Origin of the sequence: Agromyces laixinhei (assembly GCF_006337065.1) — a bacterium.
In the GTDB taxonomy this organism is placed as follows: Bacteria; Actinomycetota; Actinomycetes; order Actinomycetales; family Microbacteriaceae; genus Agromyces; species Agromyces laixinhei.
Genome location: NZ_CP040872.1, coordinates 1,389,347 through 1,411,514, shown reverse-complemented (window position 1 = coordinate 1,411,514; position 22,168 = coordinate 1,389,347). Strand labels below are relative to the sequence as shown.

Genomic DNA, 22,168 nt, shown 5'->3' with positions numbered 1-22,168 from the left:
TGCTAGTTCTGCAAGAACACTTGCACAAGAGTTCTTGTAGAATGCTGCGTGCGAGCGTGGAACACTGCTCGCTGCCGGTCAGGCGCCGACGAGCTCCAGTGTCTGGCGGGCGATCTCGAGCTCCTCATTCGTCGGCACGACGAGCACGGCCGTCTTCGAGGCATCCGTCGAGATGCGCCGGGCGTGCGTGCCCCGCACGCGGTTTCGCTCGGGGTCGAGTTCGACGCCGAAGCCCTCGAGCCCCGCGAGCGAGAGTTCGCGAACCTCAGACGAGTTCTCGCCGACTCCTGCCGTGAACGCGATCGCGTCGACCCGGCCGAGTTGCGCGGCGTAGGCGCCGACATACGCGCGCACACGGTGCGCGTAGACCTCGAGGGCGAGCGTCGCGGCGGCATCCCCCGTCGCACGCGAGGCGACGAGGTCGCGCATGTCGGCGTGTCCGCTCAGGCCGAGGATGCCGCTCTTCGTGTTCAGCAGGTCGTCGAGCCCGTCGGCGTCGAAACCCGCCCGTCGCTCGAGATGCAACAGCACCGCGGGGTCGATGTCGCCGGAACGGGTGCCCATCACGAGCCCCTCGAGCGGGGTCATGCCCATGCTCGTCTCGACGGAGCGCCCCTCGGCGACCGCACAGGCCGATGCCCCGTTGCCGAGGTGCAGCACGATCATGCGGAGCTCGTCGACGGGGCGTTCGAGGAAATCCGCCGCCGCCCGCGAGACGAAGCGGTGCGAGGTGCCGTGGAACCCGTATCGGCGGATGCGGTGCTTCTCTGCGAGCTTGCGGTCGATCGCGTACGTGTATGCCGCGGGCGGCATGGTCTGGTGGAATGCCGTGTCGAAGACGGCGACGTGCGGCACGTCGGGAAACGCGCGCTGCGCCGCCTCGATGCCCTCGAGGTTCGCGGGGTTGTGCAGCGGTGCCAGTGCCGAGAGCTCATCGATGTTGATCTTCACGAGCGGCGTGATCACGGTGGGTTCGATGAATCGCGCACCGCCCTGCACGACGCGGTGTCCGATCGCGATCGGCGCATGGGCCTCGAGCGACGGGCCGTGCGCGGCGAACGCCTCGAGCATCACCGCGAAGGCGCCCTCGTGGTCGGCGACCTCGACCGCTGCATCCCAGGTGGAACCGAGGCTGTCGTGCCTGGAGTGCCCCACGCCCCGGCCGATGCGTTCGATGAGCCCGCTCGCGAGCGTCTGCGAGGCCTCGACCTCGATGAGCTGGTACTTCAGCGACGACGAGCCCGAGTTGATGACGAGAACGACGCTCATGAGGCATCCGCCGCCTGGATCGCCGTGATCGCCACGGTGTTCACGATGTCTTGCACGAGGGCGCCGCGAGAGAGGTCGTTGATGGGTTTTCTGAGGCCCTGCAGCACGGGCCCGATCGCGACCGCGCCCGAGGAGCGCTGCACCGCCTTGTACGTGTTGTTGCCGGTGTTGAGGTCGGGGAAGATGAAGACCGTCGCACGCCCAGCGACCTGCGACTCGGGAAGTTTCGTGCGGGCGACCGCGGCATCGGCCGCGGCGTCGTATTGGATCGGCCCCTCGACCGCGAGCTGGGGGGCTCGCTCGCGCACGAGTGCGGTGGCGCGCCGCACCTTGTCGACGTCGGCGCCGAAGCCGGATTCGCCCGTCGAGTACGAGAGCATCGCGATGCGCGGCTCGATGCCGAACTGCGCCGCCGTCTCGGCCGACGAGATCGCGATGTCGGCGAGCTGCTCGGCGGTCGGATCGGGCACGATCGCGCAATCGCCGTAGACGAGCACCCGATCGGCGAGCGCCATCAGGAACACGCTCGAGACGACCTCGACGCCGGGCTTCGTCTTGATGACCTCGAACGACGGGCGGATCGTGTGCGCCGTGGTGTGCGCGGCACCGGAGACCATGCCGTCGGCCAGACCGAGCTCGACCATCATGGTGCCGAAGTACGACACGTCTTGCACCGTCTCTCGCGCCTGCTCGAGCGTGACGCCCTTGTGTGCACGCCGGCGCTGGTACTCCTCCGCGAAGCGGGCGACATGCACGAAGTCGTGGTTGGAGAGCACCTCGGCCTTCGAGATGTCGAGGCCGAGGCTGAGCGCACGGGAGCGCACCTCGATCTCTTCGCCGAGGATCGTGAGGTCGGCGACGTCTCGAGACAGCAGTGTCGCCGCAGCACGCAGCACTCGGTCGTCGTACCCCTCGGGCAGCACGATGCGTCGTCGTTGCTGCCGTGCGCGCTCGAGCAGCTCGTACTCGAACATGAGCGGCGTCACGACCTCGGGCCGTCTGACCTCGAGCAGGTCGAGCAGCGCCTGGCCGTCGACGTGCGTCTCGAAGAGGGCGAGCGCCGTGTCGCGCTTTCGCTGCGAGTCCGCCGCGAGCCGGCCCCGCGTGTGGGTGATCGCGAGCGCGGTGTCGTAACTGGAGAGTTCGGTGCGGATGATCGGCAGCCCGGCCTTCAGTCCGTCGACGAGGCGCTCGACCTGCTCGGCGATCGGGAAGCCGCCGTTCAGCACGATGCCGGACAACGACGGGAAGGTCGCACTCGCGTGCGCCGTGAGCACGCCGAGCAGCACCTCGCTGCGGTCTCCCGGCACGACGACCACAGCGCCCTCGGTGAGATGCGTGAGGATGTTCTCCATCGACATCGCGGCGATGATGGCCCCGAGCGCTTCGCGGTTGAGCAATTCGGGATCGCCGGCATGCAGGGTTCCGTCGACCGCGTTCATGATGGCGAGCATCGAGGGGGCGACGAGGTAGGGGTCTTCAGGAATCGCCCATGCGGCGACCACGGTGTCCTGATGCGGCCCGGCGCCGCCCTGAATCTGTCGAAGCGACGCCTCGACGTACGGGGCCCGGGCGATCGCCTCGACGATCTCGGGAAGCCGATCGGGGTCGGCCCGGTTCACGACGATACCGAGCAGGCTCGCGTGCTCGCGCTCGAGTTCCTCGACGGCGAGCTCCGTGAGCTGGGCGAGCGCCTCGGGGGTGCGCGCGTCGGAATAGCCGAGCCGCTCGGTGCGGCTGCTCCCCTGCCCATGGCTCACCCTGCCGCCGAGCACGAGCAGCACCGGGGCGCCGATGTTCGCCGCGATGCGCGCGTTGTAGGCGAGTTCGGTCGGACTCCCGACATCCGTGAAGTCCGAACCGATGACGACGACCGCGTCGCACCGGTCTTCGACGGCCTTGAACCTCCGCACGATCGTCGCGAGGGCGCCCTCGGGGTCGACGTGCACGTCGTCGTAGCTCACGCCGACCGCGTCGTCGTAGTCGATGGGGACGACACCCTCGTGGGCGAGCAGCAGTTCGAGCACGTAGTCGCGTTCGGCCGTCGAGCGTGCGATGGGGCGAAACACCCCCACCCGGGTCGCCCTGCGGGTCAGGGTGTCGAGGGTGCCGAGTGCCACGGTGGATTTGCCCGTGTTGCCCTCTGCCGAACAGATGTAGATGCGGTGCGCCACACGCTCAGCCTATTGGCCGCGGCAGGGCGGATATCTGGGAATCCGCCTCGGCATCCCTTCGATGGATTCGAGCCCGGCCGGTGCGACGCCGGCTCGCGGCCCGCGGTCAAGACGGCGTTCGCGCTCGGGTAGACTGTCTCCGGCTCCTCACGTGGCGCCATCCAGGCCAACTCCCCCAGGGCGGAAACGCAGCAAGGGCAACCGGGCTCTGGCGGGTGCGTGAGGAGTCCCCGGGAGGATTCGCCTAGTGGCCTATGGCGCACGCTTGGAAAGCGTGTTGGGTGCAAGCCCTCGGGGGTTCGAATCCCCCATCCTCCGCCCGGTGGCACCACACCGAGAACGGCCCCGATCACTCGGGGCCGTTCTTTGTTCACCCGCCCGTGTCCTCATTAATGCCGAATGGTGCCGATCCTGCGAAGCGTCCATCATGTGAGGGATGTCAGCGGCGATGGAGACGAGGAGCGGGGACGCAGGGGACTCCTCGATCGAAGCTGCGGCACCTGGGGGCGAGGGCCTCAGGGTGATCACCCTGAGGCCCAGCCGCACGCTCGGGCGCAGCGTCGGGCTGCCGATCGCCGTGCTCACCGTTCCGGTGCTGGCCGCCGTGCTCTGGCTGGTTGATCCGGTCGAGGCCTGGCCGCTGATCGCCGTGGCCACCGTGGCCGTGCTCGCCGTGATCTTCACCGCATGGGTCGGCTACCGCCGGGCCAACGCGTCGATCAGCAGGTACGGCATCGTGGAGCGGGGGTTCTTCGGCGGCGTCTCGACCGTCGCGGGCCGCGATATCGCCGGAGTGCTGCGTGTGCAGCTCTACCGTGGCAACAGCCTCGACACGAGCCAGGAACTCTTCGTCGTCGACCGCACCGGCCGCGGCGCGTTCCGCATGCGCGGCAGGTTCTGGGACGGACCGACCATGGACCGGGTCGCCGAAGTTCTCGGTGTCGACGAGACCGCCGGGTCGGAGCCGATGACGCTCGCCGACCTGCGGGAGTCGAACCCGCGCCTGCTCTACTGGTTCGAACGGCGCTCGCTCAGTCGCTGAACGCGGCGATCGCGCAACGCTCGCACGACGAGCCTCACCGACGCTTGGCCATGCCGAAGATACCGGTGATGACACTCGTGATGACGTTGCGCGTCGTCCTCGATCCGAGCACCTGCTCGAGGGCCGACTTCTCCTTCGAGCGGGAGGAACGCGATCGTGCGGCGCCCGAGGTCTGCTTCATCAGCCGGTCGTACTCGGCCCCCGCCTTCTTGTCGGCCTTCGCCGCATCCGCTGCGATCTTCGCCTGCATCTTCTCGAACTCGGCCTCCGCCTTCGCCTTCGCCTTCGCGGCCTCTTCGGCGTCGACCTTCGCCGCGGCATCCGCGAGCTTCTTCGTCAGAATCTCGTGCGCCGACTCCCGGTCGATGCCGGTGCCGTATTTCACGAGCAGGGGCGACTCGGCGACGGCCGCGTCGATCACGGCGTCGGGCGACGGCGACATCGACGCCTGCGGCGCCCGGAGTCGCGTCCACGCGACGGGACTCGGGGCTCCCTTCTCGTTCATGACCGTGACGATCGCCTCGCCCGTGCCGAGCTGGGTGAGCGCCTCTTCGAGGTCGTAGCCGGATTTCGGATACGTCGACACGGTCGCGCGCAGCGCCTTCGCGTCGTCGGGGGTGAAGGCGCGCAGCTGGTGTTGCACTCGGGAGCCGAGCTGGGCGAGCACGTCGGCCGGCACGTCCTTCGGCGTCTGAGTCACGAAGAAGACCCCGACGCCCTTCGATCGGATGAGCCGCACGGTCTGCGTGATCTGAGCGAGGAAGTCCTTCGACGCGTCGGCGAAGAGCAGGTGCGCCTCGTCGAAGAAGAAGACGAGCTTCGGCTGGTCGAGGTCGCCCACCTCAGGCAGGTCGGAGAAGAGGTCGGCGAGCAGCCACATGAGGAACGTCGAGTACAGCGCCGGCTTGTCGGCGACGCCCGGCACCTCGAGCAGGCTGATGACACCGCGCCCGTCGGATGCCACGCGCAGGAACTCGGCCGTGTCGATCTCGGGTTCGCCGAAGAAGACGTCGGCGCCCTGGTCTGCGAAGGTGATGAGTTCACGAAGGATCACGCCGACGGTCGCCTTCGACAGCCCGCCGAGGCCCTCGAGCTCTGGCTTGCCCTCGTCGCTGACGAGGTAGGCGAGCACCGCCCGCAGGTCTTCGAGATCGAGCAGGGCGAGGTTGTTCGTGTTCGCGTAGTGGAAGACGAGGCCGAGACTCGATTCCTGGGTCTCGTTGAGTCCGAGGGCCTTCGACAGCAGCAGCGGCCCGAAGCCCGAGATCGTCGCCCGAATGGGCACGCCCCGGCCGACCCCGCCGAGGGAGTAGAACTCGGTCGGGAAGCTCGCCGGCGTCCACTCCTGGCCGATGCCGGCCGTGCGAGCGAGCAGCTTCTCGCTGCCCTCCCCCGGGGTTGCGATTCCCGAGAGGTCGCCCTTGATGTCGGCGGCGAAGACGGCGACGCCGGCCGCCGAGAGCTGTTCCGCGAGCACCTGCAGCGTGCGGGTCTTGCCCGTGCCGGTCGCACCCGCCACGAGCCCGTGCCGGTTCGTCATCGCGAGCGGGATGCGCACCGGCACGTCGGGCAGCGCCTCTCCGTTGACGAGGGCGCCGATCTCGAGCGCGGCGCCCTGCAGCGCATAGCCGCTGCGGATCACCTCGATCTGGGCCGCATCGAGGGGGCCGGATGCTTCGGCGGCCGGCGCTTCGGTGGCCGGGGCGTCGGTGGCCGGCGCGTCGGTGGCCGGCGCGTCGGGATCAGCCGGGGCCGAGCCATCCGTCGCCGCTTCGGCCGCAGCCTTCGCGAGCGCGGCGGCCTCCTCGGCCTTGCGGATCGCCTCAACGGCCTGCGCCTGCAGTGCCTTCGCCGCCTCGGCGGCCGCGTCGGCCGCCTCCTGTGCCTGCTTCACCGCGTCATCGACCATGATGCGATCATATGGCGGGGCGTGCGAGCAGGGCCGAGCGCCGCTCGGCTTCCGCTCAGGTCAGACGGATGCTCGAGCGGAAACGCTCGGGCTTCGCGATGCCGAGGCGGGCCATGCGCACCGCCGAGTTCAGGTAGAGGGTTGCGAGCAACGCCATCTGGACCGACCCGCCGATCACGAGAGCGACCGACGCGGCTCGCGGCAACTGGCCGACGCCCGCCGCCGGCAACGCCAGACCGAGCACCCCCATCGCGGCAAGCACGGCGAACAGGATGCCGAGTCGACGGCTGAGCGCCGGCCAGGCGGTCATGCGCCACCATGCCCTGGGCGGGTCGACCGGCTCGCCCTGACCGCGGAAGACCCGCACCGCGAACGCGAACGCGGCGAGGTTCACGAGCGTGTTGACCAACTCGTATGCGACTTCAGTCGCGCCGAGCGCCCGGGACAGGTCGGCGATCGCGATCGCGACCATCCATGCGACCGCGATGTAGAGCAACTTGCGCTCCCAGCGCACGATCCGAAACGCAGATGTCCGCCCCATGGTGACTCCTTCGCGACCAGTGGTGGCAACACGGTACTCCAACGCGGTCCGCGTTCGCACTCCCTCGATGAGGTGACGCGACCCTCCCGCTCGGCCGCGCCGCGTCATAGTGTGGAGACCGTGAGCCCCAAGGCGACGACGGCCGAGGTGCTGCAGATCGACGACCGCGAGGTGCGCATCAGCAGCCCCGACAAGGTCGTGTTTCCTGAGCCCGGCCTCACGAAGCTCGACGTCGTGCGGTACTACCTCGCCGTCGCCGAAGGAGCCCTCCGCGGCGCCGGCGGGCGGCCGATGGTGCTGAAGCGCTTCGTGAAGGGCATCGACCAGGAGGCGTTCTTCCAGAAGCGCGCCCCAGAGAAGCGTCCGGAATGGATCGAGACGGCGACGCTGCACTACGCCTCGGGCAACTCGGCCGAAGAGGTCGTCATCCGCGACGCCGCCGCGCTCGCCTGGGTGGTGAATCTCGGATGCCTCGACCTCAACCCGCATCCGGTGCAAGCCTCCGACCTCGACCACCCCGACGAACTGCGCGTCGACCTCGACCCCATGCCGGGCGTCGAGTGGGGGCAGATCATCGACGTCGCGATGGTGGCGCGCGAAGTGCTCGCCGATCACGGGCTCGTCGGGTGGCCGAAGACCTCGGGCTCGCGCGGGCTGCACATCAACGTGCGCATCGAGCCGAGGTGGGACTTTCGGGAGGTGCGGCTCGCCGCAGAGACCCTCGCGCGCGAGGTCGAGAACCGGGCACCGGGCCTGGCTTCGGCGAGATGGTGGAAGGAGGAGCGCGGCGAGAGCGTCTTCGTCGACTTCAACCAGAACGCGAAGGATCGCACCGTGGCATCCGCGTACTCGATCCGTCCGCTGCCGGACGCACGGGTCTCGACGCCGCTCGACTGGAGCGAGGTGCGCAGCAGCCATCCCGAGCGATTCACCGTCAGGGCCGTGCTCGAGCGGTTCGCCGAGCGAGGCGATCCGGCGGCAGGCATCGACGACGAGGTCGGCAGCCTCGAGGGACTGCTCGCGCTCGCCGAACAGCTCGGCCCGGCCGAGAAACCGCCCAGGTCCACCGACGGCTCGGGGCGCCGTACCTCGACGATGCCGCTCATCGAGATCGCACGAGCCGAGACGAAGCCCGAGGCGCTCGAAGGACTCGAGCGATGGAAGGCCCGGCATCCCGGGGCTGCTGCCCTCCTGCACCCCGCAGACACCCTCGTCGACGGCATGCGCGGCAGCTCATCGCTCTGGTACCGCATCCGGGTGAACCTGCAGCACGTGCCCGAGGCCGATCGGCCCGAGCAGGAGCCGCTCGAGATCGACTACGACCCGTGGGCCGGCAGGGAGTGGAACCGCGAGTGAGCGACCTCGGACCCGTCGACCCCGGGCTGGCCGGCGATGCCGCGTGGCTCCGACGCTGGCGGCTGCGCCCCGACGGCGATCCGCTGACCACGACATCGAGCCGGATCATCCCCGTGCTGACGGGCGACGGCGTGCCGGCAATGCTGCGGCTCGCGCACACCGACGAGGAGGTGCGTGGCACCGAGTTGCTCGTCGCGCTCGCCGGGCGGGGCGCCGCGCGCGTGCTCGAGCACGACGGGGAGGCCCTGCTCCTCGAGCGCGCGACCGGGCCCCGCGACCTCGTGCGCATGGTGACCGACGGCCGCGACGACGAAGCCACCCGCATCATCTGCGAGGCGGCTGGCCGCATCCACGGGGCATCCGGTCTCGTGCTCGAACGCCCCGATCCGCCCGGACTCATCGACCTGCCGACCTGGTTCCGCGAGCTCTTCGCGGGCGCCGACCGGCTCGGACCGCTGCACCGGCGAGGCGCAGACCTCGCAGCCGAGCTCTTCGACGATCCTCGCGACGCCGTTGTACTGCACGGCGACCTGCACCACGGCAACGTGCTCGACTTCGGCGAGCGCGGCTGGCTCGCGATCGACCCGAAGGGCCTCATCGGCGAGGCATCCTTCGACTACTGCAACGTGCTCTGCAACCCCTCGCACGAGCGTGCGGCGCGACCCGGCCGCCTCGAGCGACAGTTCGGCGTGGTCGCCGAGGCGAGCGGCATCGAGTCGGCGCGGCTCGCCCGGTGGCTCGTCGCGTGGTGCGCCCTCTCGTCGACCTGGTTCGCACTCGACGACGACCCGGCGCGTGCAGACTCGGCGGCCGCCATCGGCGAGCGAGCGCTCACCCTCCTCGAAGCGTGAGGTCACCGTGCGTCGGAGGACGGTTCTCGCGTCGGAGTGAGCCGATCGGTTGCCTCCGACACGAGACCCGTCCTCCGACGTGCAGCGGGCGCGACGGCGTCGCGACGTGCAGCGGGCGCGACGGCGTCAGCGCGCGGGCGCGAGCCCGTCAGCGCGCGAGCGCGACGGGTGCCGCGCTCGCCCACTCCCGCACGAGGTCTTCGCGCACGGTCACGCCCGTGCCCGGGGCATCCGGAACCCGAAGCTGCCCGCGGTGCTCCCCCGTGCCGAGCACGAACGGCTCGGTGAGGTCGTCGGCATAGTAGCGCGACGACGCCGAGGTGTCGCCGGGCAGCACGAATCCCGGCAGCGCCGCGAGGGCGACGTTCGCGGCCCGGCCGACACCCGTCTCGAGCATGCCGCCGCACCACACGGGCACGTCGAGGGCCCGGCAGGCGTCGTGCACGCGCAGCGCCTCGAGGTACCCGCCCATTCGCCCGGGCTTGATGTTGACGACCGAGGTCGCGCCGCGCTCGATCGCATCGACGGCCGTCGCGGCGTCGAGGATCGACTCGTCGAGGCACACGGGCGTCTCGCACGCCTGCGCGAGCAGTGCATGGGTCGCGAGGTCCTCTTCGGCGAACGGCTGCTCGATGAGCAGCAGCCCGAATGCATCGAGGCTCGCGAGCAACGGGATGTCGTCGGCCGTGTACGCCGTGTTCGCGTCGACCTGCAGCAGACCGTCCGGGCCGAGCAGCTCGCGCACCGCGGCGACCGGCACGAGATCCCAGCCGGGCTTGATCTTCAGCTTGATGCGCCGGTAGCCCTCTTCGAGGTAGCCGGTCACCTCGTCGAGCAGTTCCTCGAGCGTCGGGGCGATGCCGACCGACACGCCGCAGTCGACCCAGTCGCGTTCCGCACCGAACGACTCCCCCATCGAACGCCCCTGCGACCGCAGTTCGGCGTCGAGCACGGCGGCCTCGAGGGCGCCCTTCGCCATGCGGTGGCCGGCGACGAAGGCGAGCGTCGGTGCCACGGATGCCGCGAGCGGCACGCCCGCCGATCGGGAGTCGTCGCGCGCGGGAGCCGTCGTACCGCGTGCGTCGAGCAGCGCCGGAGCGAGGTAGCGTTCGACGACGGATGCCGCTCCGTCGACGTACTCGGCCGAGTAGAATGGGTCGCGGCCGGCGACGCACTCGCCCCAGCCGTCGCCGGCGTCGGTTCGCACCCGCACGAGCAGCGCCTCGCGCTCCGTCTCCCGGCCGAAGCTCGTCTCGAACGCACGCACGAGCGGCACCTCGATGCGATGCAGCTCGATCGCCTCGATGCGCGGCGCCGAGGATGTCGGCGCCGCGTGCGTCTGGGCCTGGCCGGTCATGATGCCTCCCGATCGGGATCGTCGTTCGTGAAGACGTAGTCGCCCGTCGCACCCACCTCGGGGCGCAGCCGTGCCGCGTCGAGCGCGGCGAAGGACTCGTGCGCGCGTTCGCGCAGACGTGCGGCCTCAGCCGGGGCATCCGCTCGCACCTGCTCGAAGTCCGCGACGAGCGCCAGGCCGCCGTGCGACGACCAGTCCGGCTGGGGCCGGCCGGCGAGTGCGCGCCGCGTGCGCGGAGAATCGAGGCGCCACCGCACCTCGAATCGGTCGCTGCGGTCGGCGCCCGAGATGCGGTCGTCGAGGCGGCCGTAGAAGTCAGGGCGGAAGGCCGCGACCTCGGCGCCGAGCCGCACGAGGTTCATGTGGGCGTTGCGGCGGATGAGCGGATCGTAGGTCCACCGCATCTCGTCGATGCCGCGCTCGAGGCAGAGAGCGCGCTGGCGCAGTTTCAGGGCGACCCCGATGCCGCGGCCCCGCACTGAAGGGTCGACGGCGTTCATGTGGGAATGCAGGTGGAGGCCCTCCTCCCAACCGAGGAAGCCGAGGGTGGCGCCGAGCACCGAGACATCCGTTCCGATCTCGGCAGCGGGTACGGCGACGAGGATCGTGTTGCCCGCGTGCGCGATCGCCTGCAGCATCGACCGGTCGGGCCCTCGCCCTGCGCCCCACGTCGCCTCGAACCGGGCGAGCACCCGGCCCAGTTCGGCGCCCGCCGCCGATCGGGTGACGACACCCGCACGCGCGGCCGCGGCATCCGCAAGCTCGACTGCCGCAGGCCACGCGGGCGCAGGCGCACTCCGACGCGGCTCGATCACGCCGCCCGATCCTCCATGCCCCAGGCCTGGCCGTACCCGCCTTCGGCCTCGGGCCGTGCCATGAGCTCGAGGAACGGCACCGCGTCGAACGCCTCAGGGCCGAGCACGCCGCGGCCGGCCCACACGCCGCCGGCGAGCAGTTCGAGGGCGATGACCGGGTTCAGGGCGGTCTGCCAGACGACGCACTGGCTCTCGTACTCGCGCATCGTCCATTCGTTGTCGGAGACGTGGTACAGGTAGACCTCGCGCGGGGCGCCGTCGGCCCCGGTGCCCGTGACCCAGACCCCGGCGCACGTCTTGCCCGTCATCCGCGGACCGATGCTCGACGGTTCGGGCAGCGTCGCGGCGACGACGTCGCGCGGGGCCACGTGCACCCGCCCGTCGTCGCTGCGCACCGCCACCGGGCTCACCGAATCCAGACCGAGCCGGTGCAGCACCTGCAGCACGTTGATGAACTCGCTGCCGAGTCCGTACTTGAAGGTCACGCGCTTCGCATCGATCCAGCGCGGCATGAGCAGCACCTCCTCGTGCTCGACGTTGACGCACTCGACAGGGCCGATGCCCTCGGGGAAGTCGAACACCTCCGGCTCGGAGAACGGCGGGGTCGTGGTCCACCCGGCGTGCTTCTCCCAGATCACGGGCGGATTCAGGCATTCCTCGATCGTCGTCCAGATCGAGAACGACGGGGCGAAGATCTCAGTGCCCTCCTCGTCGGTGACCACGAGATTCGCGCCGTCACGCACACCGAGCTCGTCGATCTCGCTGAAGAGCCGGTCGGCGGCGTAGCGTGCGAACACGTCGGAGAGCCCGGGCTCGACACCCATGCCGACGAGGGCGAGCCGCCCTGCGGCCTCCCAGTCGCCCGCCTGCGCGAACTGGTCGTCGCCGAGCTTCACGCCCGTGAGCGAGTGCGGCTCGCTCGGATGCGGTTCTGAAAGGCTCATCGCCATGTCGAGGTAGTCGGCGCCCGCGGCGAGTGCACCGGCGAAGATCGAGGGCACGAACTTCGGCTCCACGGCGTTCATCACGTGGGTCGCACCGTACTCGAGTGCGACCGCCGTGACGACGTAGGGGTCGCCGGCGTCGATCTGCGCGGTGTCGAACCGCGCCGCGACCTCGTCGCCGTGCCGACCGCGGATCCACGCGAGGGTGCGCTCGGCACGCGACTCGTCGTAGTCGGCGATCACGAGCAGCTCGAAGAAATCACGGCGGGCGGCGATCTTGGCGATGGCGTCACCGACGCCCCCGGCGCCGACGAGGAGGATGCGCATGTCTCGACGGTAGCGTGGCCGGCATCGTTCGTCGATGCGCGGCATCATTCGTCGAAGAGCGGATGCCTCGCGCCACCCGATCAGCAGAATCCGTCGACGCCCTCCCACGCGAAGGGCGCGGGCGCGAGCCCCTCGCGCGTGACGGCCGCTTCGATGAGCCCGTACGGCCGGTCGGCGGCGTAGAACACCTCGTTCGGGTTGTCGAGGCCGAACCCGCTGAGGTCGACCACGAAGTGGTGCTTGTTCGGCATCGAGAACCGGATCTCGGCGATCTCGGGGTGCACCTCGAGCACCCGGGTGCCCATCTCGAAGAGCGTCGCCTGCAGGGCGGCCGAGTACCGCTCGGCGAACGCCTCGAGCAGCAGCCCCCGCACACTGTCGTAGACGGCGTTGAAGTCGACTTCGGCGCCGACGTAACGCCAGCGGGCCGCGACATCCGTTGCGAGGATTCGGTCGCCCGTCTCCTGCAGGGTGGTGTACCGATCTCGGGGAAAGCCCTCGAAGCCCGATTGCGTGGTCTTCAGCACCGTGAGCCCCTCGAGCCCGCCGAGCACGTGCCGTTCGCCGTCGTCAACGACGACGAGGGCGGTGCGCGTCTCCCGACCAGAGCGCACGAAGGCATGGTCGTGCGGTTCACCGTGCGCCTCGATGCGTTGCCAGGCGTAGCTCTCGGCCTGCCAGCGGCCACCGCTCACCCAGTCGAACGAAGAGGTGAAGTGGTCGGCGAGACGCAGCAGGAAGGCCTCGGGCGAGCCGACTCCGTCGCGCGCGAACGCGAAGATCGTGTTCTTCTGCGTATCGGTCGGAACCACGTGCGCATTGTCGCCCGACAGGTGCGCCGCAGCGAAGTCGCCGCGAAGCTGCGACGTGACGCTGAGGTCTTCGATCTCATGACGGTCGGTGTCGCGGGTCACCTTCACGACGCGAACCTCGGCCTTGCCGTACCGGTTCGGTCCGAGGACGATCTTGCGGTCGGTCATCGAGTCTCCATTCGGGGTCTCCATTCGCGGGTGCCTAGCTTCCTCGGTACGTCGAATACGCGAAGGGGCTGAGCAGGAGCGGCACGTGGTAGTGCCGGCCCGCCTCGGCGACCTCGAAGTGGAGCACGACCTCGGGATAGAACGTGTCGGTGCCACTCGCGGCGAAGAACGCGCCGGTATCGAAGTGCAGGCGGTACTCGCCAGGGGGCACCGAGGCCGGGCCGAGGCCGGTCGCCCGGCCGTCGTCGTCGGTGACACCCGCGCCGATGCGCACCCAATCGGATGCCTCGCGAACGGACAACTCGACGGGAACGCCCACGGCGGGGCGGCCGACCGTCGCGTCGAGCACGTGCGTCGTGATCTGGGAAGTGGTCATGCGGTCACGAGTCCCTTCAGCCGGAGCGCGGCGATCTCACGCAACTGCTCGGCGACGATGGCATCTTCCTCTGCTGACGAGTGCGCGAGGCGCTCGCCGAGCACCTCGAGTATCTCGCTCGCGGATCTGCCCGCGGCGCGGATCAGGAAGACCCGCCCGAACTTCTCCTCGTACGCGAGGTTTCCGGCGGCGAGCGCCGCAGTGACGGCGGAGTCTGCCGGGTCGACGCCCGCCTGCTCGCCGCGCGACATCCGCGCTTCGGCGGTCTCACCTCCGGGCCGTCGGCCGATGGGCGGATGGTGCACGAGCGCGCCCTCCACCTCCTCAGGACTGAGCGGCGACGCCGCCACTCCGGCCGCCTCCACGAGCTCGTCGGTCGAACCATACGGGCGGCCGTCGGCGATCGCTTCGCCCCAGCGCGGAACGTCGAGGCACGGACGGAGCGCCTCGATCGCCGTCGGGCGATCGAGCGCGTTGAACTCTTCGAGCCGCATCACTCGATCCTCTCTCTGCGCAGCAGCCGGCCGCGCGCGACGTTCCGGTCGATCGGATGTCCCGCGAGCAGGGTCGTCCGCACCGCACCCGAGAGGTCGCGCCCGTCGTACGGGCACACGGGGTGGCGGTGCTCGAGCGCGGCGGCGTTCACGGTGAAGGTCTCGTCGGGTGCGAAGACGGCGAGGTCGGCCGCGGCGCCTTCGGCGATGCGGCCCTTGCCCGTGAGTCCGGCCCGGTGCGCCGGTGCTCCCGACATCCATTCCACGACCCGCTGGAGCGGGATGCCGCGCCTGCGAGCCTCGCTCCAGACGAGGGCGAGACCGAGCTGGAGCGAGGCGATTCCGCCCCAGGCCGGGGCGAAGTCGCCGTGACCCGGGTCTTTCATCGAGGGCGGCGCGGGTGAGTGATCGGAGACGATGAAGTCGATCACGCCCGACTCGAGCCCCTCCCAGAGGGCGTCGCGATTGGCAGCTTCGCGGATCGGCGGGCAGCACTTGAACGCCGTGGCCCCGGCCGGGATCTCTTCGGCGGTGAGGGTCAGGTAGTGCGGGCACGTCTCGACCGTGAGTCGCACCCCGGCACGCTTGGCCTCCGCGATGCGGCCGAGCGAGTCCGCGGAGCTCAGGTGCACCACGTGCGCGCGCACGCCTGTGCGCGCAGCGCGCTCGATCACGGCGGCGATCGCGGTGTCTTCCGCTTCGCGGGGTCGCGAGGCGAGGAAGTCGGCGTACCGGGTGCTGTGCGGATGCGGTGCCGCGTCGATCAGGTGCGCGTCTTCGGCGTGCACGTTGAGGAGCGAGCCGGCCCTGGCGAGCTCCGTCATCGCGGCCTCCATCTCGTCGGCCGTGATCGCGGGGAACTCCTCGACGCCGGAGTCGAGCAGAAAGCACTTGAACCCGAAGACCCCTGCGTCGTCGAGCGGCCCGAGCTCGGCGAGGTTTCCCGGCACGACCCCGCCCCAGAACCCGACGTCGACGAGGATCTGCCCGGCGGCTGCGCGACGCTTCGCATCGAGCGCGGCGACCGAAGTGGTCGGCGGATCGCAATTGAGCGGCATGTCGATGATGGTCGTCACCCCTCCCGCCGCAGCCGCACGCGTCGCCGAGACGAAGCCCTCCCACTCGGTGCGGCCGGGCTCGTTCACGTGCACGTGCGTGTCGACGAGGCCGGGGATCAGCACCTCGTCGGCGGCGAGCTGTACGGTCTCCGGCGCCCTCAGCCCGGTGCCCGACGGCGCGATGCGCGCGATGACGCCGCCCCGCACAGCGACCTCGGCCGGCGAGAACTCCTCGCCGAGCAGCACGCGTTCGCCTCGGACGACGAGATCGAAGGTCTCGATCGACCCCGCTGACGCGACGAAGGAATCATCCGGCATCTCCGCACCCTCCGCGCGACTCATGTGAGCCGGATCTGCCGGTTCACGTCTTTGTAGAGCAGGTAGCGGAACGGACCGGGGCCGCCCGCGTAACACGCCTGCGGGCAGAACGCTCGAAGCCACATGAAGTCGCCCGCTTCGACCTCGACCCAGTCGTCGTTCAGTCGGTAGACGGCCTTGCCTTCGAGCACGAAGAGCCCGTGCTCCATCACGTGCGTCTCTGCGAACGGGATCGTTCCGCCCGGCTCGAACGTCACGATGTTGACGTGCATGTCGTGCGCGAGGTCGTCGGGATCGACGAAGCGGGTCGTCGCCCATGCCCCGTTCGTGCCCGGCATCTCACGCGGCTCGATGTCCTGGTCGCGGGCGACGAACGACGAGGGCGGTGCGATGCCGTCGACCGGCTCGTAGGCCTTCCGGATCCACTGGAAGCTCGTCACCCCGGCACCCTCATTCGCGAGCGACCACGTCGCACCGGCCGCGAGATAGGCGTAGCCGCCCGGCTGCAGCACGTGCCGAATCCCGTCGAGCGCGAGCGTCAGCGAACCGGCCGTGACGAACACGACGCCCTCGACACCGGCCTCCCGTTCGGGTTGCTCGGCCCCGCCGCCCGGCCCGATCTCGACGATCAGCTGCGAGAAGGTCGTCGCGAATCCCTCGATCGGCCGTGCGATGATCCACGACCGCGTCGAGGTGAAGCCCGGCAGCCTGCTCGTCACGATGTCGCGGAGCACCCCCTTCGGAATGACCGTGTAGGCCTCCTTCACGATCGCGCGATCGGTGAGGAGTTCGGTCTGGGCGGGCAGCCCGCCCTGCGGGGTGAAGTAGCTCATGCGGTTTCCTTGTCGTCGGGGCGGGGCATCCGTTCAGCCCTTCGCGAGTTTCGGATGGGCGAGCACGGTGAGCGCGTGTCGATCGATACCGAGGTCGGCGACGACGCCGGATCCGGGGAGCGCCCCGCACTCGACGCCGCGCAGCACGAAGCCCGCGAGCGCGCGGGCGGTGGCCGGTTCGTCGAGCACCGCACCTGGCGTGCTCTCGAGGTAGTCGCGCAGGCGCACGGATGCCGCGGCATACCCTTCCCGGTAGAACGCGTAGGTCGCGATGAACCGGGTCGGCAGCTGGTGCGCGTGGAGGTCCCAGCCCTGGTAGAAGCCGCGGTCGAGCGACCGGCGCACGAGGCGGGCGTGGAGGCGCCAGGCTTCGCCGGCCCGGTCGCCGATCGGGAGGATGTTGGTCGAGCCGTCGGAGAGCCGGATGCCGGTGCCCGCGACCGCGAGCTGCATGACCTCCTTCGCGTGGTCGGCGACGGGATGATCCAACGACTGGTTCGCCGCCGAGATCGCCAGCGCCTCGCTGTAGTCGTAGGTGCCGTAGTGCAGCGCGCTGATGCGACCGGGCACGGCGAGCGGCAACCGGGCGAGTGGCGCGACGCCATCGGGGCCGAGCACCAGTTGGGGGGTCTCGACCTGCACTTCGAAGCGGAGCCGGCCGTCGGGCAGCCCGTGCACACGCTCGAGCGCTGCCGCGACCTCGGCCATCGCCTCGACCTGCGCGACCGTCGAGACCTTCGGCAGGGTGATCACGAGCCCGTCGGGCAATTCGCCGCGCGCGAGGAGCGTGCCCACGAAGAGATCGAGGGTGCGGATGCCGCGCGCCCGCGCCGACGCTTCGAAGCCCTTGATGCGCACGCCGATGAAGGGCGGGGCGAGACCCGCTCCTACGGCCGCCGCGACGCGTTCCGCCATGCGCCACGCGTCGGCGTCCTCGACCTCGTCGCCGCGATCGCCGTAGCCGTCCTCGAAGTCGAGGCGGAGGTCTTCGATGGGTTCCCGTTCGAGCTTGTCGCGCACGTCGGCCGCGACGGTGCCGGCCAGCTCCGGGTCGAGGCCGACTCGGGCGGCGAGCGCTTCGAGACCGCCCACGGACTCGACAGCGGCGAGCGCGGCGACGCCCCAATCGGCCGGAAGTCCGGCGTCGTACCGGTCGGCCGGCACGTAGACGGTGTGCACCGGCTGCCGTGAGCCGTCGTCGCCCGGGTAGGCGGTCGCCAGGAGCGCGTCGGTCGAGGCGAGGCGGCGGTCGACCGAGGCGAGATCGGCCGCCGTGAGTGCGGTGCGAGGAGCGGGAGCGGCGCGTGCGCTGCGGATGTGGGCCATCGCTCAGCCGAGTCCCTCGGCGGCGCGCACGGTCGGGGCCGGCACGGTCGGGGCGGGCACGATGAGCGCGATCACGGTGAGCGCGGGCACGGTGAGGTGGCAGGTCATGCGGTTCCACTCCTTCGTGGCTCGCGGCGAAGCGCTGATACCGAGGCGCCCCGCATACCCTTCATCTTCGCGGTGTCGGCGACATGGCCGCAATGTCTCGTGGCACGGCGACGCTCGGGAGCTCCCGGGTCTGCCGGAGTCGACGCGTAGACTCGAACCACCGGACGCCGGACGCGACCCGGTGGCAGGCGCAGCGCAGCGCGGCGCCGCAGAGGGGTACGACCATGGATGACGTCGCCGTGACCGTCAACGGTCTGCGACGGCCCCTCCTCGCCGCCGCGCATACGACGGCACTCGACTGGTTGCGCGATACCGGGCTGACGGGCAGCAAAGAGGGCTGCGCCGAGGGCGAGTGCGGCGCCTGCGCGATGCTGCTCGCCACGCCCGACGACCGGGGCGGCACGGCCTGGACCGCCGTGAACGCCTGCCTGGTGCCCGCCGCCGCCCTGAACGGGCAGGAGATCGTCACCGCCGAGGGCCTCGGCTCGCCCGAGGCATTGCACCCGGTGCAGGAGAGGCTCGCCGAAGCCGGCGGCTCGCAGTGCGGGTATTGCACCCCCGGGTTCGCCTGCAGCATGGCCGACGAGTACTACCGTGCCGGTCGGGCCCCCGTGAGCACCGGCGAAGCGCACGAGGAGCTCGGGCCCAACGGATTCGACCTGCACGCCCTCAGCGGCAACCTCTGCCGGTGCACCGGCTACCGTCCGATCCGCGATGCCGCGTACGCGCTCGGCTCTCCGGCCGCAGACGACGACCTGGCCGCGCGCCGTGCCGCGCCCGCGCCCGTCGCCGTGCCGACCGACGTCCGATCCGGCGGCGGCCGGTTCCTGCGCCCGGCGAGCCTCGACGAGGCCGTCGACGTGCTCCGCGACGAACCCGAGGCGGTGCTCGTCGCGGGGTCCACCGATCTCGGTGTCGAGGTGAATCTCCGCGGACTCCGCCCGGCGCTCGTGGTCGCGATCGAGCATCTCGACGAGTTGCGGGCGCTCGTGGTCGGCAGCGAGGTGATCGAGATCGGGGCGGCCCTCACGCTCTCCGAGGTCGAACGCCGACTCGACGGGCGCGTGCCGATGCTCGCGCAACTCCTCCCCCAGTTCGCGTCGCGGCTCATCCGCAATCGCGCGACGTTCGGCGGCAACCTCGGTACGGGGTCGCCGATCGGCGACGCCCCGCCCGCGCTCCTCGCCCTCGGCGCACGCCTCGTGCTCGCTTCCCGCAGCGGTGAGCGCGAGGTCGACCTCGCCGAGTACTTCACCGGCTACCGTCAGACGCTGCGCCGACCCGATGAGATCATCCGCTCGGTGCGCATCCCGCTGCCGCTCGCCGGCATCGCCGCGTTCCACAAGATCGCCAAGCGGCGGTTCGACGACATCTCGAGCGTCGCCGCAGCCTTCGCGCTCGACGTCGACGATGGAGTGGTCACCGCTGCACGCGTCGGTCTCGGCGGGGTTGCCGCAACGCCCCTGCGCGCCCGCGCCACGGAAGCGGCACTCGTCGGCCGGCCATGGAGCCTCACCACCGTTCGCGCCGCCTCGAAGGTGCTGCGGGCCGAGGGCACACCGATCTCGGATCACCGTGCGTCGAGCGAGTACCGCTCGCTCATGCTCGGCAACGCGCTGTTGAAGGTGTACAGCACCACGCTCATCGCATCGAGGGAGGTTCCGGCATGAGCTCGCTCGCCGACCGCCCGGCCAATCCCGTCGTCGGCCTCCGCACCGCCCACGAGAGCGCGGCACTGCACGTCACCGGAGCGGCGATGTACACCGACGATCTCGCCGCGAAGACCGCAGGCGTGCTCACCGCCTGGCCGGTGCAGTCGACCGAGGCGCACGCCAGCGTGAGCGTCGACGTCTCCCCCGCCTACGAGGTGCCCGGCGTCGTTCGCGTGCTCACGGCGGGCGATGTGCCCGGTGTCAACGATGCCGGCATCAGGCACGACGAACCGCTCTTCCCGAGCGAGGCGATGTACACGGGTCACGCCCTCGTCTGGGTGCTCGGCGAGACGCCGGAGGCGGCGCGACTCGGTGCCGAGGCAGTGCGGGTCGCGTACGAGGCGCTGCCCTCGTGCATCACCGTGGCCGAGGCGATCGCCGCCGATTCGTTCCAGGGCACCGCGCGCACGGTCGTTCGCGGCGATGCATCGGGGGCGATGGCGGGCTCGGCCCACGTCTTCGAGGGCGTCTGCGAGGTCGGCGGCCAGGAGCACTTCTACCTCGAGACGCATGCCTCGCTCGCCGTCCTCGATTCCGAGGGCCAGTACTTCGTGCAGTGCTCGACGCAGCACCCGTCCGAGACGCAGGAGATCGTCGCGCACGTGCTCGACGTGCCGTCGAATCGGGTCACCGTGCAGTCCCTCCGCATGGGCGGCGCGTTCGGCGGCAAAGAGATGCAGCCCCACGGGTTCGCTGCGATCGCCGCGCTCGGTGCGAAGCTCACCGGGCGACCGGTGCGCCTGCGACTGAACCGCACGCAGGACATCACCATGACGGGCAAGCGTCACCCCTTCCACATCACCTGGAAGGCGGGGTTCTCAGAAGACGGGATGATCCAGGCGCTCGACGCCACCCTCACCTCCGACGGCGGATGGAGCATCGATCTCTCGGAGCCGGTGCTCGGGCGCGCGCTCTGCCACTTCGACAACGCGTACTGGATTCCGAACGTGCATGTACGCGGCCGCATCGCGAAGACGAACAAGACCTCGCAGACCGCCTTCCGCGGTTTCGGCGGACCGCAGGGCATGTTCCTCATCGAGGACATCCTCGGCCGCACTGCCCCGGTGCTCGGCATCGACCCGGCAGAGCTGCGGCGGAAGAACTTCTACCGGCCGGGCCAGAGCACTCCGTACGGACAGCCGGTGAAAGACGCCGAACGGCTCGGGGCGATCTGGAGCCGGCTGGTCGCCGAGAGCGATCTCGACGCACGACGGGGTGAGGTCGCCGCGTTCAATGCGGCGACCGCCGAAACGAAGCGGGGGATCGCGATCACCCCGGTGAAATTCGGCATCTCGTTCAACTTCTCCACGTTCAACCAGGCCGGCGCCCTCGTGCTCGTCTACAAAGACGGCTCGGTGCTCGTCAACCACGGCGGTACCGAGATGGGCCAGGGCCTGCACACCAAGATGCTGCAGGTCGCGGCGACGGCGCTCGGCCTCCGGCTCGAGCAGGTTCGGCTCGCCCCGACCCGCACCGACAAGGTGCCGAACACCTCTGCCACCGCCGCCTCCTCGAGTTCCGACCTCAACGGCGGCGCCGTGAAAGACGCCTGCGAGCAGATTCGCGGTCGTATGGCGGCCGTCGCGGGCAGGCTCCTCGGAGTCGATGAACGGGACGTGCGGTTCGAGGGCGGGTTCGTGACCGCGCTCGGCCGCTTCGACGAACGCCTCACGTTCGCCGAGGTCGCGAACGAAGCGTACCTGCAGCGCGTGCAGCTGTCGGCGACCGGCTACTACCGAACCGAGGGGCTGCACTGGAACCCCGAACTGATGCGGGGCTCGCCGTTCAAGTACTTCGCGTACGGAGCCGCCGTCACCGAGGTCGAGATCGACGGCTTCACGGGGGCGCTCCGGTTGCGCCGCGTCGACATCGTGCACGATGTCGGCGACTCGCTCTCGCCGATGGTCGACGTCGGCCAGATCGAGGGCGCGTATGTGCAGGGAGTCGGATGGCTCACGCTCGAGGAGCTTCGCTGGGACGAGTCCGACGGCGAGCAGCGCGGACGACTGCTCACCCAGTCGGCGAGCACCTACAAGCTGCCGAGCTTCTCGGAGATGCCCGGGCAGTTCAACGTCGATCTCTTCGAGAACGCCCGCGAAGACGGTGTGGTCTACGGCTCGAAAGCCGTCGGCGAGCCGCCCTTGATGCTCGCGTTCAGCGCGCGCGAGGCGATCCGCGCGGCGGTCGGCGAGTTCGGCCCAGCCGGCTGGAGCGTCGAACTCGGCTCGCCTGCGACGCCCGAGCAGATCTTCTGGGCCATCGAGGCCGCACGCGCCGCGGCCGCCGACGCTGCGGCCGGCCCCGATCCGCACGACAGGGCCGGCGACGAGCGCGCACCCGGGCTCGTCCCCGCCGGCACGACCGGGCCCTAGCCGGGG

18 protein-coding genes, 1 tRNA gene and 1 other RNA gene are annotated in these 22,168 nt (G+C 70.4%); 7 read left to right on the top strand and 13 right to left on the bottom strand.

Annotated elements, in window-relative coordinates; genetic code table 11:
* Positions 1-78: 78 nt before the first annotated feature.
* Positions 79-1,269, bottom strand: coding sequence for an acetate/propionate family kinase (locus FHG54_RS06665; RefSeq protein ID WP_139416582.1), 1,191 nt, complete (start codon positions 1,267-1,269; stop codon positions 79-81).
* Positions 1,266-3,443, bottom strand: coding sequence for a phosphate acetyltransferase (gene pta, locus FHG54_RS06660; protein ID WP_139416581.1), 2,178 nt, complete (start codon positions 3,441-3,443; stop codon positions 1,266-1,268). Before pta ends, FHG54_RS06665 begins: the two co-directional genes overlap by 4 nt.
* A 138-nt stretch (positions 3,444-3,581) precedes the next feature.
* On the opposite strand from pta, the gene ffs reads away from it, so the two are divergent.
* From ffs to FHG54_RS06645, 3 genes are all read left to right on the top strand, one after another.
* An RNA gene (gene ffs / locus FHG54_RS06655) (signal recognition particle sRNA small type) lies at positions 3,582-3,678 on the top strand.
* Positions 3,677-3,761, top strand: a tRNA-Ser gene (locus FHG54_RS06650). The genes ffs and FHG54_RS06650 overlap by 2 nt, the downstream gene beginning before the upstream one ends.
* A gap of 118 nt (positions 3,762-3,879) precedes the next feature.
* Positions 3,880-4,485: a hypothetical protein gene (locus FHG54_RS06645; protein WP_139416580.1), complete on the top strand. Its 606-nt coding sequence runs from the start codon at positions 3,880-3,882 to the stop codon at positions 4,483-4,485.
* Between the two features lie 34 nt (positions 4,486-4,519).
* Here the strand turns inward: FHG54_RS06645 and FHG54_RS06640 are convergent, their stop codons facing one another.
* The gene (locus FHG54_RS06640; protein ID WP_139416579.1) at positions 4,520-6,394 is read right to left on the bottom strand and encodes a helicase HerA-like domain-containing protein; all 1,875 of its coding nucleotides are present in this window, start codon (positions 6,392-6,394) and stop codon (positions 4,520-4,522) included.
* 55 nt (positions 6,395-6,449) lie between these two features.
* Positions 6,450-6,935: a hypothetical protein gene (locus tag FHG54_RS06635; protein WP_139416578.1), complete on the bottom strand. Its 486-nt coding sequence runs from the start codon at positions 6,933-6,935 to the stop codon at positions 6,450-6,452.
* 120 nt (positions 6,936-7,055) lie between these two features.
* Between FHG54_RS06635 and ligD the strand changes: the two genes are divergently transcribed.
* Together ligD and FHG54_RS06625 are read left to right on the top strand one after the other, a co-directional pair.
* Positions 7,056-8,291, top strand: coding sequence for a non-homologous end-joining DNA ligase (ligD, locus tag FHG54_RS06630; RefSeq protein WP_139416577.1), 1,236 nt, complete (start codon positions 7,056-7,058; stop codon positions 8,289-8,291).
* Positions 8,288-9,142: an aminoglycoside phosphotransferase family protein gene (locus FHG54_RS06625; RefSeq protein WP_233437891.1), complete on the top strand. Its 855-nt coding sequence runs from the start codon at positions 8,288-8,290 to the stop codon at positions 9,140-9,142. The genes ligD and FHG54_RS06625 overlap by 4 nt, the downstream gene beginning before the upstream one ends.
* 148 nt (positions 9,143-9,290) lie before the next feature.
* Here the strand turns inward: FHG54_RS06625 and menC are convergent, their stop codons facing one another.
* From menC to FHG54_RS06580, 9 genes are all read right to left on the bottom strand, one after another.
* Positions 9,291-10,499, bottom strand: coding sequence for an o-succinylbenzoate synthase (gene menC, locus FHG54_RS06620; protein WP_139416576.1), 1,209 nt, complete (start codon positions 10,497-10,499; stop codon positions 9,291-9,293).
* Complete coding sequence (locus FHG54_RS06615) at positions 10,496-11,314, bottom strand: hypothetical protein (protein ID WP_139416575.1); 819 nt, start codon at positions 11,312-11,314, stop codon at positions 10,496-10,498. Before FHG54_RS06615 ends, menC begins: the two co-directional genes overlap by 4 nt.
* Entirely contained in the window at positions 11,311-12,585 is a 1,275-nt protein-coding gene (locus tag FHG54_RS06610) for a saccharopine dehydrogenase family protein (protein WP_139416574.1), read from the bottom strand. The genes FHG54_RS06615 and FHG54_RS06610 overlap by 4 nt, the downstream gene beginning before the upstream one ends.
* 80 nt (positions 12,586-12,665) lie before the next feature.
* A complete protein-coding gene (gene pucL / locus FHG54_RS06605; RefSeq protein WP_210415480.1) occupies positions 12,666-13,565 on the bottom strand; it encodes a factor-independent urate hydroxylase in 900 nt (299 codons plus the stop codon).
* Positions 13,566-13,599: 34 nt separating this feature from the next.
* Positions 13,600-13,941, bottom strand: coding sequence for a hydroxyisourate hydrolase (gene uraH / locus FHG54_RS06600; RefSeq protein ID WP_139416572.1), 342 nt, complete (start codon positions 13,939-13,941; stop codon positions 13,600-13,602).
* Positions 13,938-14,435, bottom strand: coding sequence for a 2-oxo-4-hydroxy-4-carboxy-5-ureidoimidazoline decarboxylase (uraD, locus tag FHG54_RS06595; protein WP_139416571.1), 498 nt, complete (start codon positions 14,433-14,435; stop codon positions 13,938-13,940). The genes uraH and uraD overlap by 4 nt, the downstream gene beginning before the upstream one ends.
* Positions 14,435-15,811: an allantoinase AllB gene (gene allB / locus FHG54_RS06590; protein WP_139416570.1), complete on the bottom strand. Its 1,377-nt coding sequence runs from the start codon at positions 15,809-15,811 to the stop codon at positions 14,435-14,437. Before allB ends, uraD begins: the two co-directional genes overlap by 1 nt.
* Before the next feature lie 20 nt (positions 15,812-15,831).
* A complete protein-coding gene (locus FHG54_RS06585; RefSeq protein ID WP_139416569.1) occupies positions 15,832-16,644 on the bottom strand; it encodes a bifunctional allantoicase/(S)-ureidoglycine aminohydrolase in 813 nt (270 codons plus the stop codon).
* Between the two features lie 33 nt (positions 16,645-16,677).
* Positions 16,678-17,970, bottom strand: a complete 1,293-nt coding sequence (locus FHG54_RS06580; protein ID WP_139416568.1) for a DUF6986 family protein — start codon at positions 17,968-17,970, stop codon at positions 16,678-16,680.
* Between the two features lie 332 nt (positions 17,971-18,302).
* On the opposite strand from FHG54_RS06580, the gene FHG54_RS06575 reads away from it, so the two are divergent.
* Together FHG54_RS06575 and xdhB are read left to right on the top strand one after the other, a co-directional pair.
* A complete protein-coding gene (locus tag FHG54_RS06575; RefSeq protein WP_139416567.1) occupies positions 18,303-19,748 on the top strand; it encodes a xanthine dehydrogenase small subunit in 1,446 nt (481 codons plus the stop codon).
* On the top strand, positions 19,745-22,162 hold the full coding sequence (gene xdhB / locus FHG54_RS06570; protein ID WP_139416566.1) for a xanthine dehydrogenase molybdopterin binding subunit: 2,418 nt from the start codon (positions 19,745-19,747) through the stop codon (positions 22,160-22,162). Before FHG54_RS06575 ends, xdhB begins: the two co-directional genes overlap by 4 nt.
* The last annotated feature ends 6 nt before the right edge of the window (positions 22,163-22,168 follow it).

Coding starts and splice junctions, on each gene's coding strand:
- FHG54_RS06640 (WP_139416579.1), bottom strand. CDS start 6,394: ATGGTCGATGACGCGGTGAAGCAGGCACAGGAGGCGGCCGACGCGGCC.
- FHG54_RS06665 (WP_139416582.1), bottom strand. CDS start 1,269: ATGAGCGTCGTTCTCGTCATCAACTCGGGCTCGTCGTCGCTGAAGTAC.
- FHG54_RS06645 (WP_139416580.1), top strand. CDS start 3,880: ATGTCAGCGGCGATGGAGACGAGGAGCGGGGACGCAGGGGACTCCTCG.
- FHG54_RS06585 (WP_139416569.1), bottom strand. CDS start 16,644: ATGAGCTACTTCACCCCGCAGGGCGGGCTGCCCGCCCAGACCGAACTC.
- menC (WP_139416576.1), bottom strand. CDS start 10,499: ATGACCGGCCAGGCCCAGACGCACGCGGCGCCGACATCCTCGGCGCCG.
- allB (WP_139416570.1), bottom strand. CDS start 15,811: ATGCCGGATGATTCCTTCGTCGCGTCAGCGGGGTCGATCGAGACCTTC.
- uraD (WP_139416571.1), bottom strand. CDS start 14,435: ATGCGGCTCGAAGAGTTCAACGCGCTCGATCGCCCGACGGCGATCGAG.
- FHG54_RS06610 (WP_139416574.1), bottom strand. CDS start 12,585: ATGCGCATCCTCCTCGTCGGCGCCGGGGGCGTCGGTGACGCCATCGCC.
- FHG54_RS06580 (WP_139416568.1), bottom strand. CDS start 17,970: ATGGCCCACATCCGCAGCGCACGCGCCGCTCCCGCTCCTCGCACCGCA.
- xdhB (WP_139416566.1), top strand. CDS start 19,745: ATGAGCTCGCTCGCCGACCGCCCGGCCAATCCCGTCGTCGGCCTCCGC.
- FHG54_RS06575 (WP_139416567.1), top strand. CDS start 18,303: ATGGATGACGTCGCCGTGACCGTCAACGGTCTGCGACGGCCCCTCCTC.
- uraH (WP_139416572.1), bottom strand. CDS start 13,941: ATGACCACTTCCCAGATCACGACGCACGTGCTCGACGCGACGGTCGGC.
- FHG54_RS06635 (WP_139416578.1), bottom strand. CDS start 6,935: ATGGGGCGGACATCTGCGTTTCGGATCGTGCGCTGGGAGCGCAAGTTG.
- pucL (WP_210415480.1), bottom strand. CDS start 13,565: ATGACCGACCGCAAGATCGTCCTCGGACCGAACCGGTACGGCAAGGCC.